This window comes from Streptomyces pratensis, assembly GCF_016804005.1.
GTDB lineage: Bacteria > Actinomycetota > Actinomycetes > Streptomycetales > Streptomycetaceae > Streptomyces > Streptomyces pratensis_A.
Window position 1 is genome coordinate 8,236,638 of record NZ_CP051486.1, and the last position, 18,401, is coordinate 8,255,038.

An 18,401-nucleotide genomic window follows, 5' to 3' on the forward strand; every position below is an offset into this window, starting at 1 on the left:
GTCAGCGGCCCGAAAGCCCGCCCTCCCCAGGTCAGCGGGTCTCGATGACGACCGACTCGATGACCACGTCCTGGAGCGGACGGTCGGTGCGCGGGTTGGTCGGAGCCGCGGCGATGGCGTCCACGACCCTCTTGCCGGCCTCGTCGGCGACCTCGCCGAAGATCGTGTGCTTGCCGGTCAGCCAGGCGGTGGGCGACACGGTCACGAAGAACTGTGAACCGTTGGTGCCCGGGCCGGCGTTGGCCATCGCCAGCAGGTACGGCTTGTTGAACGCGAGGTCGGGGTGGAACTCGTCACCGAACTCGTATCCGGGGCCGCCCGTGCCGTTACCCAGGGGGTCACCTCCCTGGATCATGAAACCGCCGATGACACGGTGGAAGACAGTGCCGTCGTACAGCCTCTCGGTGGACTTCCTGCCCGTCTCCGGGTTGGTCCACTCCCGCTCACCCTTGGCGAGCTCGACGAAGTTCCTGACCGTCTTGGGCGCGTGGTTCGGCAGAAGCCGGATGCCGATGTCGCCCTGGTTCGTCTTCAAGGTGGCGTAAAGCTGCTCGGCCACGGTCTGCCTTCCGTAAGTCTTCGCTGATGACCACCGATCCTTGCATGTGGCACCCCCCGCGCAGCGCGGTCACGGTGCCGGGAAGAACGGCACTCACCTTGTTGCCCGCTTTCCTGCACCTTTCCCACACTTCCTGCGGGACGAATGCGGCCAGGTGCCCGACGGCACGGAGCGCACCGACACGAACCGTGGCATTGTCGGCGACACGCCCCCCTTGCACCGCATTGCCCGAGAATGACGTTCGTGACCCGGATGCCCGTCCCACATGGCGCTCGAGGCCTCGGCGGGCATGATTTCGAATTGGGTGGATAGGCGGAGTACCTACCCGCCACCAAGGAGGAGGATCCCGTGACCCGCATCGACAGCGTGCGCGCCGCAACCTACTCGGCGAAGGACAGCGCGCAGCACGCCGCGGAAGTGGTGGCGCCTTACGCCGACACGGCCAAGGAACAGGCCGCGCACTACGCGCAGGAGGCTCGCGCACGGCTCGCGCCCAAGGTGTCGAAGGCAGCCGCGCAGGCCCGCGTCCAGTACGGCGCACACCTCGCACCGCGTATCGAACAAGCGCTTACCCATGTGCCGCCCAAGGTCGATGAGGCCGCACACCGGGCGGCCACCCGGACGCGCACCGCCGCCCGGACCGCAGCGGACTACACCGTGCCACGTGTCGAGTACGCCGTGGCGGCGAGTCGGCCCATGGCCGAGGAGGCCACCGCCCGTAGCACGGCTGCCCTGGCAGCGCTCCGTGGCCAGGTGACGGCCAAGGAGATCCAGAAGCTCGTCAGGAAGCACGAACGGCGGGCCAAGGCGGGCCGGGCGGCCAAGGGCCTCCTGGTGCTGGGCATCCTGGCAGGTGGAGCCTGCGCCGCCTGGAAGTGGTGGGACAAGCAGGCCAACCCGGACTGGTTGGTCGAGCCACCGGCCCCCACCGAGGTCGGCGACGACCGCGCCCCGCTGTCCTCGGTCGACGGCAGCGGCCGGACCGACCTCGACCCGGAAGTCCGGGCCAAGCAGGACGAGGCCGAAGGGGAATCAGGCCAGGCGGACGACGGCCGCACCTGAGGAGCCCACTGCCGGTCCGGCGCGTCCGGGAAGGCCGAAAAGGGGCGCCGGAGGACCTCACGGTCTCTCCGGCGCCCTTTCTCTCTGTTCCACGTGAAACACAGCAGCAGGTGTTCCACGTGAGACGCAGGAACAGGGCGACGGCGTCAGGCCCAGGGGACGAGGCGACGGCGTCAGGCCCAGGGACGAGGCGACGGCGTTGAACACAGAACGGGACGGCGGACTGTTTCACGTGAAACCGGAGCACGCCCGATCACAGAGACCGTGGCACAGCAGCCGTCCTACCGTGCGTGTGACTCGGACAATGCGCCGAAGACGACTTCGGCAGCGCGGGCCAGTAGTGCGTCATCGCGTTCGGCGTCCTTGATGTCACGGCGGGAAAGAACGGCAAGGGCGATCGGAGCGGCGCCGGGCGGCCAGACGATGGCGATGTCGTTGCGGGTCCCGTAGCCGCCGGTACCGGTCTTGTCTCCGACCTGCCAGCCGTCAGGGGTGCCCGCGCGAATGGTGTGGTCGCCGGTGGTGTTGCGCTTGAGCCAGTCGGTCAGCACGGCGCGCTTGTCCGCAGGAAGCGTGCTGCCGAGAACGTATGCGCGCAGGTCGTCGACGAGGGCACGGGGCGTACTGGTGTCGCGGAGGTCGCCGGGTACGGCGTCGCTGAGCGCCACCTCATAGCGGTCGCAGCGGGTGACATCGTCACCGAGCCCGCGCAGGGCGCTCTGAAGCCCTCGAGGGCCACCGAGTTCACGGAAAAGAAGGTTGGCCGCGGCGTTGTCGCTGTAGCGGACGGCGGCATCACACAGTTCGCGCAGGGACATTCCGGTGGCGACATGCCGCTCGGTGATCGGCGAGTTGCTGATGAGGTCGTCACGGCTGTAACGCACGAGCCGGTTCAAGCCGCGGAGTGAGTTCTTGTCCAACACAGCGCCGGCGAGCAGTGCCTTACAGGTGGAGGCATAGGCGAAGCGTTCGTCGGGCCGGTGGGTGACGGTCAGGCCACTGCCGGTGTCGAGCGCGTAGACGCCGAGCCTGGCGTCGTACTTCCGCTCCAGCTCCGCGAACGCGCGCTCGGTACGGGGCCCGGCAGGCGAGGAACCGGAGGGTGTGGAAGCAGACAGTGGCGGTCCGGATGAAGCCGGGGAGGTGGTGCACCCGGGGAGGGACAGGGCCGCGATCCCCGCCAGCTTCAACAACGCTGCACGGCGGGGGACAGGGATTCGGGTGCTCATGAGGTGTGGGCTCTTCCCTTCTGGGGTCTTCGTTTCGACCCGGCGGATCGCGGCTCAGCGGGCCAGGTTGCGCAGGAACCGCGCGGCGACCGGCCCGGCGTCGGCGCCGCCGGAACCGCCGTCTTCGAGGAGAACCGCCCAGGCGAGGTCGAGGTCACCCTGGTACCCGATCATCCAGGCATGGGTGCGAGGCGGTGTGCCGCTGCCGAACTCGGCGGTTCCGGTCTTCGCGTGAGGCCGGCCGGACAGGCCCTTGAGCGCGTGGGCGGAACCGGAGGTCACCGTGGCACGCATCAGTTCGCGGAGTTCGCGGGCGACACCGGCGTCCAGTTCTGCCGGAGCCCGGTACGTCTCCTTCACCGCGTCCGGCACCAGAACCGGCTGGCTGAATCTTCCGGTCTTGACGGTGGCCGCCACGGACGCCATCACGAGCGGGGACGCCTGGATCCGTGCCTGGCCGATGGTGGCGGCGGCCTTGTCGTTGTCGCTCGTCGTCACGGGGACGCTGCCGTCATACGTGGTCGTGCCCACGTCCCACCTGCCTCCGATACCGAAGGCCTGGGCTGTGTCGCGCAGATCGGTGTCGGAGAGCCGGTCGCGGGCGTTGACGAAGTAGGTGTTGCAGGACTGGGTGAAGGCGTCGGCGAAGGTCGAGCCGGCCGGCAGCTCGAATTGCTTCTGGTTCTCGAAACGCTGCCCGTCGACCCGAGCGAACTTCGGGCAGGGGGCAGGGCTTTCCGCCTTCATGCCTCCCTCCAGAAGCGCCGCTGCGGTGACGACCTTGAAGACGGAGCCGGGCGGATAGCGACCTTCGAGCGCGCGGTTGAACCCGCCGGGTCGGTTGGCAGCGGCAAGAATGTGGCCGTTACGTGGATCAACGGCGACGACGGCCGCGTGAGCGTCGGACCCGGTCAGAGCATCAGCTGCCGCTTTCTGGACTCGGGGGTCGATGGTGGTGTGCACCGGACGGCCTTCGGCCGGTGCCTCCTCGCTGAGTTCCTTGACGGCGCGACCGCTCTGCCGGTCCGCGACCACCAGGGACTTGACCGACTTCCTGCCCCCGGACAGGACGGCGTCGTAGCGAGCCTCCAGGCCCGATGCGCCCTTGCCGCTGACCGGATCGACGGATCCGACAAGACTTTCCGCGCGGAGCGGGTCCCCCTCGGCGTCGAGCACCTGCGCCCGGTTGCCAACGCTCTTGAGCGCGAGCGTCTGCCCGGAGGACAGCTCCGGATGGATCATCGGCGAAGTGAACTCGACCTTCCACGTTCCCGAGGCGTCGCTCACCTGCGCGTGAGAGGTCCAGGTGACGGCGCCCGCACCTGGTACTTCCATGGCCACGGTGAACGGGAAGCGCGCCTTCCCGTCAGCTTCCCTCCGGCCCTCGCCTCCGTCGATGGTGGTTCTGGACGGCTTGAGGTTGGTCAGTACGGACGTGAGCAGCGACGCCGCCCCGTCAGGTGTGTCGGTGTAGCTCGCCGCCTTCACCGCGTCGTGTCCTGCCCACGCGGCAAGAAATGCCGTCAAGGGCTCGCGGGCCGACGCCACTGCCGGATCCTCTTCCTGCTTATCGCCGCCCATGAGACCGAAGGCGGCGTATCCCCCTCCCGCGAGCAGGAGGAGGGAGACGACGATGCCGAGCGGTCGCCGCACGCGGCGCGATCGCCTCCGCGGTGAGATGGGGCTGTTCCGGCTGTCGGTACGTCTCACAGTGTTCTCCCGTTCCCGGTCGGCCTGTTCAGTTCGCCGGAAGCGGTCCCCGGCGTCTCAGGGGTGCCCGCACTCGGCGACGGCCTGCGACGGCTTCAAGAAGGAAGCCGTCCGGCTGCCCACCCCCGTCGGGAGTCAAGCCCGCTCTCTCCCCGTATGTCGAATATGCTCTCGGCATCACGCTGATTCGCAGGCTGTATCGCTGCACTTCAGGAGGGCGAGTGCTGACGGAACGGCATCTGGAAATCTTCATCGCGCTGGCGGAGGAAGAGCATTTCGGAACCGCTGCTCAACGGGTCGGCATCACCCAGCCGCCTCTGTCTCAGGGCCTGCGCCGGTTGGAAGCCCTGCTCGGGGTCCGCCTGTTCGACCGTGAGAGGGGGGTCTCTCTCACCGAGGAGGGGATTCTGCTCCTTCCGCACGCCCGTAGAGCACTGGCCGCACTCGCGGAGCTTCGCGAGACCGGCGCCCGCGAAAAAGCGGACGGCAGACGCCTGCGGCTCGGGCTCGCCCCCGAGGTCCCGACGAATTTCGCAGCCGACGTGGCGGCTTCTCCGGTCCGGGCCGGTGAACACACGCGGATCGGCGTCGTGACGGCGTCGACCGCCGCGCTCCTCAAGGATGTCGTGGCCGGCCGGCTCGACATCGCCGTGATCCGCCATCCATCCGTGCTGCACGGTCTTGCCGCAGGTCGGGTGATCCTGCTGCCGACCTGGATCCTCTCCCCCGCCGGGCACGGTGACGCCGGTGACGCCCTCACGTCGCGTCTGCCCGTCGCCGTGAGGCCACGTGCCGAGGCGCCCGCGGCCCACGACCTCTTCATCGACACTCTGGCCAGCCGGGGCCGCCGGGTGGAAACCGTGGTGGTTCCCGATGAACGCTCCGGACTCGCCCTGGTAGCGGCGGGTCAGGCAGTGATGGTCACGGCAGATGCCACGTTGACGGCGACGGAGGTCGAGCGGCGGACGCCGACGGACCCGCCGCTCCCTCTGCGCCTTCGGGTGGCCTGGGACCCGCGGCGTCCGGGTTCGAAGGAGACCGCTGAGACGGCGCGACTGATCGAGGACGCCCTGACCCTGATGGTGGAGAAGTGAGCGGGCAGAGGAGCGGCCGCAGTGCGGAGCGCGTCATCCGGGCCATGTTCGACGACGCCGGGGTCCGGGGCTGGCTGCACGTGGCGGAACTGCACCGCCCGTCGGCCCGGGTGACCATCGATGCCGGCGAGCGGCTGCCCATGGGGTCGGTCTACAAGGTGCCCCTGATGGTGGCCTTCTGCCGCCTCGCGGACGCGGGGCTGATCGACCCGAGCCGCAGGCTGACGCTGCACCCCGATGAGCGCGTGCCCGGCCCGACCGGCATCTCGATCCTGCGCGACCCGGTCACCCTCTCGCTGCACGACATGGTGGTGCTGATGATGACGATCTCCGACAACACCTCGGCCGACGCCGTACTCCGGGTGGTCGGCGCAGACGTGGTCGACGCCATGTGCAGGGACCTGGGAATGCCGGACACACACATCCACGGGGGAGTCGTCACCACGTTCAGCCGACTGGTCGCCGAAACGGGCGCTCCCTCCCTGGACGCCGCCCTGGCGCACGTGGCGGACAACGACACCGTGGTGCCCTCCGGTGTGTACGACCCGGCGTTCAAGGCCTCCACCACCCCTGCGGACATGGCACGGCTTCTGCGCGCGATCTGGACCGGACAGGCCGCGTCCGACGAGCGCTGCGCCTTCATGCGCGACGTGATGCGCAGGCAGCCGTGGACGCACAGGCTCGCCTCCGGATTCCCCTACGACGATGTCACCGTCTACGGGAAGACCGGCAGTTTCGGGGCCATGCGCCACGAGGCGGGCGTCGTCGAACTCGCCGACGGCAGCACCTACACCGCCGTGGTCTTCACCCAGGCCGCCCGGTCCGACGCCAGGCTGCCGCGCGCCGACGCGGTGATCGGCAGTGCGGCCCGGGTCGCCGTGGAGGACCTGCGGGGACGTCAGGGCACGTGACACCCGAGGACCCGCAGGCCATGGGCGCGAGGATGCAGGACATCGAGACGAAAAAACGCCCTCCGGCCCGCGTTCTGCGGGTCGGAGGGCGTCGGAAGTGGAGCCTAGGAGATTCGAACTCCTGACATCTGCCTTGCAAAGGCAGCGCTCTACCAACTGAGCTAAGGCCCCGAAAATCGGACACCACGGGACACATTCATGCCACGACGTCCGTCGCAGAACAGAGTACCGGGTGACCCCCCGAATCCTGCAAAAGGATTGGGACTCCCGGCCCGCAACGGCTCTCCGTAAGATGCACGACGAGGTTCGCAGCAGCGAAGCCGCAGCGAAGGGGAGACGCAATGGACGCAGCGCAGCAAGAGGCCACGGCTAGAGCCCGGGAGCTCCAGCGCAGCTGGTACGGAGAGCCGCTGGGGGCGCTCTTCCGCAGGCTGATCGACGACCTGGGCCTCAACCAGGCACGCCTCGCGGCCGTGCTCGGGCTGTCCGCCCCGATGCTGTCCCAGCTGATGAGCGGGCAGCGGGCCAAGATCGGCAATCCCGCGGTCGTCCAGCGGGTCCAGGCACTTCAGGAGCTCGCCAGCCAGGTGGCGGACGGCAGCGTCAGCGCGGGAGAGGCCACCGACCGGATGGAAGAGATCAAGAAGTCTCAGGGAGGCTCGGTTCTGACCAGCACCGGCCAGACCTCCACCACCGGTGGCGCACCCACCGTGCGGCGTGTGGTCCGCGAGATCCAGTCGCTGCTTCGGTCGGTCGCGGCGGCCGGCGACATCATCGATGCGGCCGACTCCCTCGCCCCGGCCCACCCCGAACTGGCAGAGTTCCTCAGGGTGTACGGAGCGGGGCGCACCGCGGAGGCGGTCGCGCACTACGAAGGCCACCAGAGCTAGGAACGATCACCGGGTCCCCCGGGCGGCGGAGCCGTGGCAGTATCCCGGCAGCCGGGGCACGAACCGAACGGGAACGGGAGCGGGCGCAGCGCAATGGGTGAGGTCTTCGCTGGTCGGTACGAGCTGATCGATCCGATCGGACGTGGAGGGGTCGGCGCCGTCTGGCGCGCGTGGGACCACCGGCGCCGCCGGTACGTGGCGGCCAAGGTCCTTCAGCAGAGCGACGCGCACACGCTGCTGCGCTTCGTCCGTGAGCAGGCGCTGCGGATCGAGCATCCGCACGTCCTCGCCCCGGCCAGCTGGGCCGCCGACGACGACAAGGTCCTGTTCACCATGGATCTGGTCAGCGGCGGTTCGCTGGCCCACGTCATCGGCGACTACGGCCCGCTGCCGCCGCGCTTCGTCTGCCTCCTGCTCGATCAGCTGCTCTCCGGGCTGTCCACGGTGCACGCCGAGGGGGTCGTGCACCGTGACATCAAACCGGCCAACATCTTGATGGAGGCCACCGGCACGGGCCGGCCGCATCTGCGGCTCTCCGACTTCGGCATCTCGATGCGCAAGGGCGAGCCGCGGCTGACGGAGACCAACTACGTGGTGGGAACACCCGGTTATTTCGCACCGGAGCAGATGATGGGAGCGGAGCCCGACTTCCCGGCGGACCTTTTCGCCGTCGGACTCGTGGCGCTCTATCTGCTCCAGGGGAAGAAGCCCGACTCCAAGGCGCTGATCGAGTACTTCGCCGCGCACGGCACCCCCGGCGCACCCCAGGGGGTGCCGGAACCCTTGTGGCAGGTCCTCGCCGGCCTGCTGCAGCCTGATCCGCACGCCCGTTTCCGTACGGCCACAGGTGCGCGCAAGGCGCTGACGGCAGCGGTCGAGATGCTGCCGGATGCCGGTCCGGACGACGATCCGGTGGAGGTGTTCGACCAGATCGGCCCTCTGCCCGCAGGATTCGGCCCGGACGGTCCCGAGCGCCCCGGTCACTCCGGCGCCCCCGGAACACCGGCCGAAGGGCCGCAGAAGCCCGCACAGGCCGTCGGCAGCACCGCGCCCGCGCCTCAGCCGTCTCATGAGCCGTACGCGCCGCAGAACCTCGGTCAACGGCCGTACGCGTCACCGCAGGACGCACCGGCACGACAGCCCTACACGCCACCGCAGAACGCGTCGGGACAACAGCCGTACACCCCGCCGCAGAACGCGTCGGGACAGCCCCCGTACGTACCGCCCCCGTCGATGTCGGAGACGGGCAGCTTCCACCTCGCGCCGCCCCCGCAGAACCCGCCCCTACCGCACCAGGCACAGCCCCGGACGCCGTCCACCCCGCTTCCGGCTCCTATGGCGTCCCCCTACGCCGCCGACGCCGCTTCGGGCCCCGCCGGGGCCGCCACGGCCGCTGTACCGTACGGGACCCCGCCCACCCGTGCCTACACCGCACAGCACCCTTCCACTCCCGGGAACGCCGCGGTACCCGCGCCTCGGCCGTCCTCCGCCAGACGGCCGGGACCGCCCCCGAAGGTGGCGGTCCCGGTGCTGGTAGTGGCACTGATCTGCTTCGCCGTGGGGATCTGGGCACTCACCCAGATCCCCGCCGCCTGAGTCCTCACCAGGCCTGCGGCGGACCGCCGGGCGGCGGCTGCCCGCCCGCACCCGGCGGCACAGCGGCGGGCGGCGTCCGGCGCCTGGCCAGCAGCGTCCATGCCCCGAGCCCCAGCACCAGGACGGAGCCCGTGCCGATGCCCGCCGCGGCCACCGTCTTCATCGTGCCGCTCCGGCCGGCCGCGTCCGCGCCCAGGCCGCTCTTGGCCATGTCCCGGTCCTCGTCGGTGACTCCGAAGATTCCGACGTCCCCCCGGTAGGGCGAGGACTTGCTGTCGTTGACCACCTTCACCTTGAGCGTCAGCCCGATGGCCTCGTCGCCGTAGTGCTCGGCGGCGGCGGGCGAGAGCGTCACCGACAGGTAGTACCAGCCCGCGAAGCGCATGGCGCTGACGTCCGCCGCCGAGGTGTAGCGGTTCTCGTACGCCACCGGCGGCAGCGGGTCCAGGGAGACCGAGTTGGGCGCCCCGGAGTACGCGAGCGTCGCGTTGTCGACATGGCCGAGTGCCGGGTTGTGCAGCGCCAGCGCCAGCGCGTTGCCGAGGTACTCCGTCGACTTGCTGCTGTTGCTCAGAGCGGCCGTGGCGAAGATCTGCTGGCCCCAGTCCACGGGCACCCGGTAGAAGCGGGTCTGCCCGGGTGCGATGCCGTCCACCCATTCGCCGGACTCGAGGCCGGTGGCATCGTGGAAGCTGCTGCCCCCGGACCGCTTCTGTTTGCCGGCGGGCGGCACCGGCGAGGCGGAGGTCCAGTCCTTCGGCGCCTCGGTCGGCATCGAACCCTTGTCCTTCGGTGCCGGCTCGTTCTCGTAGCGCAGCTCCAGGTCCCAGGCGTCGGGGGACGAAGTCGCCTTGCTCTGCCGCTCGATCAGGACGTTGTAGGTACCACCCGCCTCACAGGTGGTGCTGTCCTTGTCCACGGTCCGGTGGGCGTACGCGGCAATGGGACGCGGAAACTCCGCCGCCTCGAAGACGACGTCCTCGGAACTGCACCGGTTGTCGTCGAGGTCCCTGATGCTGATCGTGATGCCGTCCCCGTAGGCGACCTTGCCGCCCGCTTTCGGCACGGCCACGGCTGAGACGTACGCATCGGTCCTGTCGTCGAGCTCCAGGCGGTAATAGAGCTTCTGACCGTGCTTGACGGAGCTCTTGTAGACGGACCCGGGCTTCAGCTCCGCCGCGTCGGCGTTCGTCTCAGCGCCCCGGACCGATACCGCCGCGGGATCGAACGTGTACGCCGCGGGGCCGTCGGCCGCGTGCGCCTGCCCCGGCAGCGCCGCCACCGCGAACACCGCCGCGATCGTCGCCAGCGTCACCCGGCCCCTGTTGCGCTGCCTGTTCACGCGCTTCCCCTCGTCTTCTGCGTGCCTGCCCTGCGCCGGCTGCGTGCGAGCAGGAACCCGGCGGCGAGAGCGATCACGGCGACCGCTCCGGCAGCGGCCGCGATGCCGGTCCATCCTGCCCCGCCCGTACCACTGCTGTCTGCGGCCCCCGGCGTATTGCCGCCATTGCCCGTCCTGGCACCGCCGGGCTTCTCCGTCAGCGCGGGAGCTCCGTGCTGCGGGCCGGCCAGCTCGTCGCCGAGCACCGCCAGCCGGAGCACGACACCGATGCGCGGATTCTCGGCGATCTCCGCCGTGTCCGCCCCGAGCGTCACCGCGACGTAGAAGTCGCCCCCGGCGTGCACCGGCCGGACCGCGGTACGGGTCTCGTAGCGGTTGGTCCACGCGACCGGGACGGATCCCATCCGCAGAGCTGCGGGCTTCCCGCTGTACATCACCGTCGAGCGGAATCCGGATCCGCTGCCGACGGGGAAACGCGCCGGAGTGAACAGTTGTGTTCCGCCGTACGAGACGGTGGCGGAGCCGCTCCCCACCGTGGGCTCGTTGGCGAACTCGACGTCGTAGCGCACCTGCTGGCCCCAGCCGGCCGGAACCTTGTACCAGAGGGTCTGCGACGGCAGGATCCGGTCCCTCCACACGCCGCTGCCGAGCTCCGTGGCGTCGTTGAAGCCTGTGCCGCCGCGCACGTCACGCGGGTCCCCTGTCGGCAGCGCGGCCTGCTCGCCGCCTTTCCCGTATTCCGGACGGGACTGCGCGGGGGTGACCCCGTCGCCCAGTGGAGCCTCCACTCCGAACACCAGCTCCAGGGGCCAACGGGCTCTGTCGGAACCCGTCTTGCTCTGCCGCTCCACCACCAGCCAGTAGCGGCCCGGCCCGTCGCAGCTGCGGTGGCCGTCCTCGGACCGGATCCGGGCAACCGCGGAGGTCAGTGGAGTCGCGCCCTCCTGCTGGAGGAAACGCTGGGTGTCCGTTTCACAGGTGGAGTCGCCGTCGCCGTACGCCAGAGCTGTGCTCAGACCGTCGAGGCTGTCGACGGCCGCGCCGGGCTGCGGCACCGCGGTGGCCGCGAAGTCCGCCGTGGAGACCGCGTCGAGGCCCACGGCGTAGTACCGCTTCTCACCTGCTCCGATGGTGTCCAGATACTGGCCGGGAGCCATGGAGGGAGCCTTGGCCGCCGTGGCCGCTCCCTCGATCCGCCGTCCCTCCAACCGGTAGCCGACGGCGGAGAGTTGCGCCGACCTCTGCAACTGTCTGGCAAGCGCGTCCGCGTCCGGTGCGTCGTAGTAACGCCCGTTCCCCGCCTCCGCGATGCACTCCAGCTGCTCCCGGGCCGCACCCTGGACCTGGAAGCCCACCGTGTCGATCCGGAGCCCCGCGCCCTCCCTGCCGAGCCGCTCGGCGACCTCGCAGGGCTGCGGCGTACCGCAGTTGTCCTCGCCGTCCGAGATCAGAAGGACCGTTCTGGTCCCGATGGATCCGTCCGGGGGAGCGGGGAGGTCGTCCGCGGCCTTCTGGAGGGACAGACCGACCGGGGTGTCCCCCCGGGGCCGCACCCCCGCCACCGCCTTCTTCATCGCCGCCCGGTCGAGCGTGCTCACCGGGCGTACGAGCCGGGTGTCCGTACAGCCCTGGGGCCGGTCGGCCCCGTACACCCGCAGGCCGACCGGATGGCCCTCGGGCAGTGCGTCGACCACCCTCCCCACGGCCGTCCGCGCGCTCTCCATCCGGGTCCGGCCCGTGCCGTCGTCATCCGCCATGGACCCCGAGGAGTCGAGCACCATGACGAGGCTGCCACCGCCCGGGACGTCCCGCGCAGCCCCCGGGACCTGGGCCACGGCGGGCAGGATCCCCGCCACCAGGGCGAACAACGCTCCGCCGGCCAGGATCGCCGCCGCCCTACGGCGGCGTGCCCATGCCCTCGTCCGTGCACTCACCGAATTCCCCCTCGGTCACCCGTACCTCACGAACGCTTTGCTCATGCAAGCTAGCGATTTGCTTGGGTGAACTCAAGGGGTGCGGCTGTCACGGTCCCGCAACAGCGGGATCCGGACAGCAGAAAGCCCCGGCCGCTCGGCGACCGGGGCTTGTAGCAGACTGTTCCGTCTCACACACCTGAACCTGCGGGCACGGAGTCGGTCGCCTCCGTCCACAGATCCTGCTCGGCGCGATCCGCCTGGATCTGGCGGTACACGAGGAGCCCGCCGATGGCGGCCAGTGCGACCAGGAGAAGCTTCTTCACCGCGCGACCTCGTCTTTCCTTGACGTAAGGGACTTCTGCCGCCCGACTATACACACCGGCCGATACCGATCGGTGACCTCCCCGGAACCCGGCCGCCACCCGCCCAGGACCCCTCTCGAGGCCCTCAGCACCTTCCCGAGCAGCCGTTCCGAGCCGGTTGAACCATACGAGTGGTGTTCATCGGAAGATCGGCGCACCGGGGGCGTCGGTCCCGGTTTCCAGGGGCCGGATCCACATCATCGGAAAGGTAAGCAAACCGGACCACCTGAAAGCGAGGGGCCATGAGCACTCTCAGGGTCAAGAGCATCTGGACCGCCTTCATCACCGCCTTCTTCGCGCTTCTCGCGACGCTGGGCCTCGCCACCGCCCAGACCGCGGCCGCCGAGCCGACGGCCACGAACCACGAGCACACGGGTGCGGCACCGGCAACCGCGAGCACCCCGTCGGTGCGATGGACCCTTCCGCGTGACAGGGCGCTGCCACCCACGATGAAGCAGCGCATCCGCGCCGAGGCGCACGGCTCCTCACCGGCCACCCGCCAACTGTCCACCGACACCACCGACGCCGTGCACGCGACGGACGGCACGCGCTCCGCCCACAGCGCCACGCCTGCCGGGGACTCGGCCCCGCTGCCACCCTGAGGGCGCCGCGAACGCCACCCAGGCCCCTGGTCCGGTTCACACCGGCGGGGGCCTTTTCCGTGCGCCGCGCACTCCCCCTCCAGCCGCTCCTCCGTCAGCTGGGTGCCTTCTTGCCGGTGGCGGACCTTCGTGCCGACGGGGCACGGGGCCGACAGAATCTGAACCGGCCGGGCGGCCCGTCGTCCGGCCCGACCACGCTCAGCCGGAGGCCCCCCGACGCCATCCGGAGCCTGTGGCGATCTCTATACGGAACTCGCGTCCGTCAGCGCCGGTGGCGCATACGGCGAACCGCGCCTCTTCCCGTACGCAGCATGCCGCAACCGCGGTCCCGTACCCCTCGACGGATTCCATGTGCTCTGCACAGTGCCCCGGCGAGACGCCCAGCGAGCAGGCGCCTCTCCCGAGCCGCCTGACGCAGCCAGCTCCGGACACAGCGTGGACAGCCACTCGCTCGAACGCTCGGTCCGTCGAGCAGCCGAGGCCGGCCCGGGGGCTGCCGGGGACGACGAAGGCCCCCCACCGTTTCCGGTGAGGGGCCTTCTCGCTGGTGGGGCTAACAGGATTTGAACCTGTGGCCTCATCCTTATCAGGTCGGTTCAACCCTCGCAGGGGTCCTGATCAACATGGACTACGACCAGCCAGTGCCGGTTCGTGCATCCGTTGCCGACCGCGTGGTGTCGCGGCTGTTGGTGTCAGCAGTTGATGTCATTCGATCGTCCGGGGCTGGACACCCGTGAAGACGCTGGTGTACGTCGTCGCGAAGCGATCGCTAATAACCAGCACGAGAACGAGCACGATCAGAGCCACGATGAACCACGTGGCCTGCCTCAGCACGCTCGTCAGGCTGTCGCCGTTAATGACGCAGGCCAAAACGAAGGCCGCTGCGAACAGCGGTTCTTTGCGGCTGTCAGTGCGGCGTGCGACAGTACGGAGAAGGTGGGCGCCATTGAGTGCCGCCCCACCGAGATCCGGGATGAACATGTTTCCTCCGGTTCTTGAAGGGCACGCCCGACGCATCTTCCCCAAGAGGCGGGCGTGCCCTTCGGTTTGGTCCTCCTACGCTATGGCACGGCACCGACAAACCGTGACGCCGACTGAGTTTGTCGTTCTCCACCTTGAAGTAGATGTTCACCTCGGTGTCCCGCGCCGGCATCGACTCCGCTGTGCTACCGCGTGAGGTCCTGACCAGCGGCAACGCATAGGACCCTCGGCGCCTTATCACACGGGTACGACAACTGACAGGCCCATCCCCCCTGCAAACCCAGTGTCTCCTGACCTTATGTCCCGCATGCAGAGCTTTTGTCGCGTGACCAGGATCACGTGACTACTGGGCGAACCGTTCGACATGCCTCACCCACCACTCACCCCGGCTCCCATCCCGTCCGCCTTCGACCCACACACCGTGGAGCGGTCGTGGTTCAGGGCGTCAAGGTGGAGCGCGCCACTGTACGAACGACCTTGACGCCCTGGGCCGCGACTGCTCGGCTCTGCCTGGGTCGAAGGTGGTCGGGATGGGAGCCACCACGACGCTCACCACGCTCCGGCCGGCACTCGCGAACGGCGCCATCGCCATCCCGGTGCCGGAGCGCCCCCGCCGGAGGCATGTCTTGAAGCCGCGGGCTTGGTTCTCGTCTCATGCCCCTCGGGCCTATCCACTGCGGGTGCGCGTCGGCGGCGGCAGCGCCGAGCGGGCCGAAGGCAGGAGCGCGGGCGCAGCCAGAGCCGGGAAGCGCGCCCGGCGGAGCGGAGCGCAGCCGGGTGCCTTGATGAGGTAGAGAAACCTGTAACAGCTCTCAGCGGCGGTCAAGCAGAATGCGAATCGTTCGGCAAGAGGCGGCCGGTGAAACCGGCTTGGCGGAGTCGCTGATACGCCTCGGCTACGTCGGCAGGAACGGGCTGGCGGATCATGAATCCCTGATCCGGATAAATCATCAGTCGCTGCAGCGCGCCCGTAAGCATGTCGATCACCAGACGTGCGTCACCGATGGAGTCCACGTACTCGTCCAGAGTCATCGGTGTCGAAGCGCTGACGATCTCCACCTCGGGCCACAGCTTGCGTGCAGTGGCGTATGCCCGCCGCTCCTCGTACGGCTTACTGATCAGCAGGACAGAAGCAACCTCGACGCCCCCTTCCTCCAGCACCTTCCGCGAGAAACGGATGTTCTCACCCGTGTTGCGCGCCTTCGGCTCCACAAGAACAGCGGAGCTGGGCACACCCAATTCGATTGCCCGCTCCCGGTAGTGGACTGCTTCCCCGCGAGGCATCCGCTCCCGGGACGTGGGGCTCGTGGCTCCGGTGAAAAGCAGGAGCGGCACCAATCCCCGCTGATACAGGTCTGCCGACGTGTCCGCCACTCCCAGATCATGGCTGCCGAGCCCGATGGCAACGGAGCAGGGCTGAAGAGCGTGGCCCATCTGGTGGTAGTCCCAAATACGCCGAGCGTCGGCCCAGTCCTGTGCAGAGATCACTACGAGCCTTCCTTGTCCCTCGCGGAATCAGGCACCTTGAAGTCGTACTCCCAGGCGAAACGCGATGCTGCGTGCACCCCGATGGCGAACTCCACCACCATGCCGTCAGCCGTGAACGTCGTCCGGTGCAGTTCAACAACTGGCTCTCCGGGCGGCAGCTGGAGAAGCCTCGACTCGTCCGGGGTGGCGGCCCGAGCGAAGATCCGCTCTCTCATGTGGTCGATCTCGTAACCGGCGTCGTAGAGCACGCGGAACCCTCCACCCCGGCCGGCAGGCCCGGGAGCCGGGTCAACGATGCGGGTTCCCTCAACGTGTTCGGGCCGGTAATAGCTCGTCAAGGTGTGGGTGGGCTGCTCGCCTTCCTTCACAAGCCGCGCCCGCGCGTACACCTCGGCTCCTGCGGGCAGGCCGTGAGCTGCCGATACGGCGGGGGGAGCCTCTACGCGGCTGACAGTCTGCGTCTGCTCGTTCCGGCGATAGGTACGCCCACTTGCCACACGGTCCGCAATGAACGCCACTTCGTCACTGTCGCGCCACTTGGCCTTGTCGTATCGAGCGATGCCGAGACGCTTGAGGGGAACTTGCTGACGCACGACCGTGCCATGGCCACGGGATGAAGTGACCAGACCTTCTGCTTCGAGAGCCTTGTAGGCGGCGTGGACGGTGGACTTGGAACCCTCGCCAGCTTCCACCAGCGTCCGGATGTGCGGGAGCTGCGCGCCCGGAGCGTAGACACCGCCCCTGATTTGTTCGGCCAGCTTGTCTGCCAGCTCTCGCCACTTGGGCGCCATCCCGAACCCCTCTCGTCGGAACAAGTCAAACACAGTCCCAGGACTGTTGACAGTCCCAGGACTACAGGCCATCATCTTGCTTATTAGTTCGCAGTCCTAGGACAGCGAGCCCTGAGGGCCCTTCTTTGGGCTGCTCCACATCAATCCAGGGAGTATCAGATGCCGTCGTTCAAGATCGATGTTTCGACCGCTGTCGTGTTCGTTGCGACGCCTCCGACGCCGAAGCTCGTGAGCAAGCAGACCGGTGAGGTCGCGATGGACCGGGAGACCGGTGCCCCGCTCGCGACGGTGGGCCTGCTGATCTCGGACGAGGGGGAGGGCAACCTCTACCAGGTGACGGTGCCGAGCACGGGGGTCCCGGAGAACCTGACGCCGGGGACGCCGGTCACGGTGATCGGGCTCAAGGCGCGTGACTGGGAGAACACGTTCAACGGGCAGACCCGGCACGGGATCAGCTTCCGCGCGGTGGCCATCACGGCGGGTGCCTGACCATGTCGGACCTGACCACGGTGATTGAAGTGGCGGGGGCCTTATCGGCTGCCGGTGGGCTCGGCTATGCGAAGGTGCGCGCTCCTCGCGTGTTCTGGTCGCTGGCCGGTCTGCCGGTCGCCCGGGTCCGCTTCGCCGCCACGTACCGCTCGACGATGGATGTGTGCGGGCTGACGGTTCAGCCGTCTCGCCTGCGGGCGTTCATGGTCCGCAACGTGGCCCGCCGCCCCGACGTCCAGCCGGTCCCTCCCAGGGTTCGCCGGGTCCGTGGCTCCTCCACCGGGATGCGGGTCACTCTCCGGCTCCCGGCCGGTCTGGAGCCTGCCGACGTTGCAGCTGCTTCGGAACGGCTCCGGCATGCCTGGGGCGTCCACTCCGTGCACGTCGTGGAGACCAAGCCCGGCTTCGTCGAACTCCGCATGACCGGCTATGACGTGCTGCGGCGGGTGAAGATGCCGCGCCGCCTGCCCCGAAAGGCCACCACGGGTCCACTGGTGGTGCCAGTGGCCCTGCGGGAGGACGGGACCGCCTTCGTCCGCGACTACCAGAAGATCCCGCACAGCCTGACCCTGGGCGCGAACCAGTCGGGCAAGTCGATGTTTCAGCGCAACCTGATCACCGGTCTCGCCAAGCTCACGGTCGGCCTGGTCGGGATCGACTGCAAGCGCGGGGTTGAACAGCGCGGATACGCACCCCGCCTCTCCGCCCTCGCCATCACCCCGGACGAAGCCTCACAGCTGCTCGAAGTCCTGGTCCGGGAGATGGAGGAGCGCTTCGACACCCTGAGCGCCCACGGCGTCTCGGACCTCTGGGACCTGCCAGTGAGGGCTCGGCCGGTGCCGTTAGTGGTGTTGGTGGACGAGGTAGCGGAACTCTTCCTCGTCGCCGTGAAGAAGGACGAGGAACGCCGGGACCGCATGGTCATGCACCTGGTGCGCCTCGCTCAGATGGCCCGTGCGGTCGGAATCTATCTGGAGATCTGCGGGCAGCGCTTCGGCTCTGAACTCGGTAAGGGCGCCACGATGCTCCGTGCCCAGCTCACCGGTCGCGTCGTCCACCGTGTCAACGACAAGCAGACCGCCGACATGGGCCTTGGCGACATCGCCCCCGATGCGGTCTTCGCCGTGACCACGATCCCGCCGGACCGCCCCGGTGTGGCCGTGGCCGGGGACGCCTCTGGTGGCTGGTCCCGCATCCGCACCCCCGAAATGAGCGCCGCCGACGCCGTGGCCCTCTGCCACGCATACGCGCACCTGACCCCCGACATCCCGGCCCTGGCCCCGTTCCGCCCGGTCGTCCGCGCAACACCCGGTCCGGCTTCGCCGCTGGGCGCTCCGGTCACCGCGTAGCACCGCACTTCTCCCCCGGAAAGGAGGTGC

General features: G+C 69.0%; 17 protein-coding genes and 1 tRNA gene. 8 read left to right on the top strand and 10 right to left on the bottom strand.

Features of this window, described 5'->3' with window-relative positions; all coding sequences use genetic code 11:
* Positions 1–31: 31 nt before the first annotated feature.
* A complete protein-coding gene (locus tag HED23_RS34715) occupies positions 32–559 on the bottom strand; it encodes a peptidylprolyl isomerase (RefSeq protein ID WP_203187263.1) in 528 nt (175 codons plus the stop codon).
* A 348-nt stretch (positions 560–907) separates the two neighbouring features.
* On the opposite strand from HED23_RS34715, the gene HED23_RS34720 reads away from it, so the two are divergent.
* Positions 908–1,621, top strand: a complete 714-nt coding sequence (locus tag HED23_RS34720; RefSeq protein WP_203187264.1) for a DUF5324 family protein — start codon at positions 908–910, stop codon at positions 1,619–1,621.
* A gap of 281 nt (positions 1,622–1,902) precedes the next feature.
* Here HED23_RS34720 and bla read toward each other — a convergent pair whose 3' ends face one another.
* Positions 1,903–2,850, bottom strand: a complete 948-nt coding sequence (gene bla / locus HED23_RS34725; RefSeq protein ID WP_203187265.1) for a class A beta-lactamase — start codon at positions 2,848–2,850, stop codon at positions 1,903–1,905.
* A gap of 54 nt (positions 2,851–2,904) precedes the next feature.
* Positions 2,905–4,431, bottom strand: coding sequence for a penicillin-binding transpeptidase domain-containing protein (locus tag HED23_RS34730; protein WP_203187764.1), 1,527 nt, complete (start codon positions 4,429–4,431; stop codon positions 2,905–2,907).
* 350 nt (positions 4,432–4,781) lie between these two features.
* On the opposite strand from HED23_RS34730, the gene HED23_RS34735 reads away from it, so the two are divergent.
* Positions 4,782–5,654: a LysR family transcriptional regulator gene (locus HED23_RS34735; RefSeq protein WP_203187266.1), complete on the top strand. Its 873-nt coding sequence runs from the start codon at positions 4,782–4,784 to the stop codon at positions 5,652–5,654.
* Positions 5,651–6,565 (top strand): serine hydrolase, encoded by a 915-nt coding sequence (locus HED23_RS34740; protein ID WP_238442226.1) that lies wholly within the window; start codon positions 5,651–5,653, stop codon positions 6,563–6,565. Before HED23_RS34735 ends, HED23_RS34740 begins: the two co-directional genes overlap by 4 nt.
* Positions 6,566–6,663: 98 nt before the next feature.
* On the opposite strand, the gene HED23_RS34745 is transcribed toward HED23_RS34740, so the two are convergent.
* A tRNA-Ala gene (locus HED23_RS34745) sits at positions 6,664–6,736 on the bottom strand.
* Between the two features lie 170 nt (positions 6,737–6,906).
* Here HED23_RS34745 and HED23_RS34750 point away from each other — a divergent pair.
* Positions 6,907–7,455 carry a helix-turn-helix domain-containing protein gene (locus HED23_RS34750; RefSeq protein ID WP_203187267.1) on the top strand — a complete coding sequence of 183 codons (549 nt, stop codon included), beginning with the start codon at positions 6,907–6,909 and terminating at the stop codon, positions 7,453–7,455.
* Between the two features lie 93 nt (positions 7,456–7,548).
* Positions 7,549–9,051, top strand: coding sequence for a serine/threonine protein kinase (locus tag HED23_RS34755; protein WP_203187268.1), 1,503 nt, complete (start codon positions 7,549–7,551; stop codon positions 9,049–9,051).
* A 4-nt stretch (positions 9,052–9,055) separates the two neighbouring features.
* Here HED23_RS34755 and HED23_RS34760 read toward each other — a convergent pair whose 3' ends face one another.
* The 3 genes from HED23_RS34760 to HED23_RS35625 form a co-directional block, all read right to left on the bottom strand.
* Entirely contained in the window at positions 9,056–10,393 is a 1,338-nt protein-coding gene (locus HED23_RS34760; protein ID WP_203187269.1) for a hypothetical protein, read from the bottom strand.
* Entirely contained in the window at positions 10,390–12,327 is a 1,938-nt protein-coding gene (locus HED23_RS34765; RefSeq protein ID WP_420803066.1) for a vWA domain-containing protein, read from the bottom strand. The genes HED23_RS34760 and HED23_RS34765 overlap by 4 nt, the downstream gene beginning before the upstream one ends.
* Positions 12,328–12,497: 170 nt before the next feature.
* Positions 12,498–12,632 carry a DLW-39 family protein gene (locus tag HED23_RS35625; protein WP_003958712.1) on the bottom strand — a complete coding sequence of 45 codons (135 nt, stop codon included), beginning with the start codon at positions 12,630–12,632 and terminating at the stop codon, positions 12,498–12,500.
* A 281-nt stretch (positions 12,633–12,913) separates the two neighbouring features.
* Here HED23_RS35625 and HED23_RS34775 point away from each other — a divergent pair, with 281 nt between their 5' ends.
* Entirely contained in the window at positions 12,914–13,273 is a 360-nt protein-coding gene (locus HED23_RS34775; protein WP_203187270.1) for a DUF6344 domain-containing protein, read from the top strand.
* Between the two features lie 705 nt (positions 13,274–13,978).
* Here the strand turns inward: HED23_RS34775 and HED23_RS34780 are convergent.
* From HED23_RS34780 to HED23_RS34790, 3 genes are all read right to left on the bottom strand, one after another.
* Positions 13,979–14,254 carry a hypothetical protein gene (locus tag HED23_RS34780; protein WP_203187271.1) on the bottom strand — a complete coding sequence of 92 codons (276 nt, stop codon included), beginning with the start codon at positions 14,252–14,254 and terminating at the stop codon, positions 13,979–13,981.
* Between the two features lie 822 nt (positions 14,255–15,076).
* Positions 15,077–15,742, bottom strand: coding sequence for a YdcF family protein (locus HED23_RS34785; protein WP_203187272.1), 666 nt, complete (start codon positions 15,740–15,742; stop codon positions 15,077–15,079).
* Entirely contained in the window at positions 15,742–16,533 is a 792-nt protein-coding gene (locus HED23_RS34790) for a GntR family transcriptional regulator (RefSeq protein ID WP_203187273.1), read from the bottom strand. The genes HED23_RS34785 and HED23_RS34790 overlap by 1 nt, the downstream gene beginning before the upstream one ends.
* Before the next feature lie 159 nt (positions 16,534–16,692).
* Here HED23_RS34790 and HED23_RS34795 point away from each other — a divergent pair, with 159 nt between their 5' ends.
* Complete coding sequence (locus HED23_RS34795) at positions 16,693–17,022, top strand: hypothetical protein (RefSeq protein WP_203187274.1); 330 nt, start codon at positions 16,693–16,695, stop codon at positions 17,020–17,022.
* Positions 17,023–17,024: 2 nt separating this feature from the next.
* Positions 17,025–18,371, top strand: coding sequence for an FtsK/SpoIIIE domain-containing protein (locus tag HED23_RS34800; protein ID WP_203187275.1), 1,347 nt, complete (start codon positions 17,025–17,027; stop codon positions 18,369–18,371).
* Positions 18,372–18,401 lie beyond the last annotated feature (30 nt).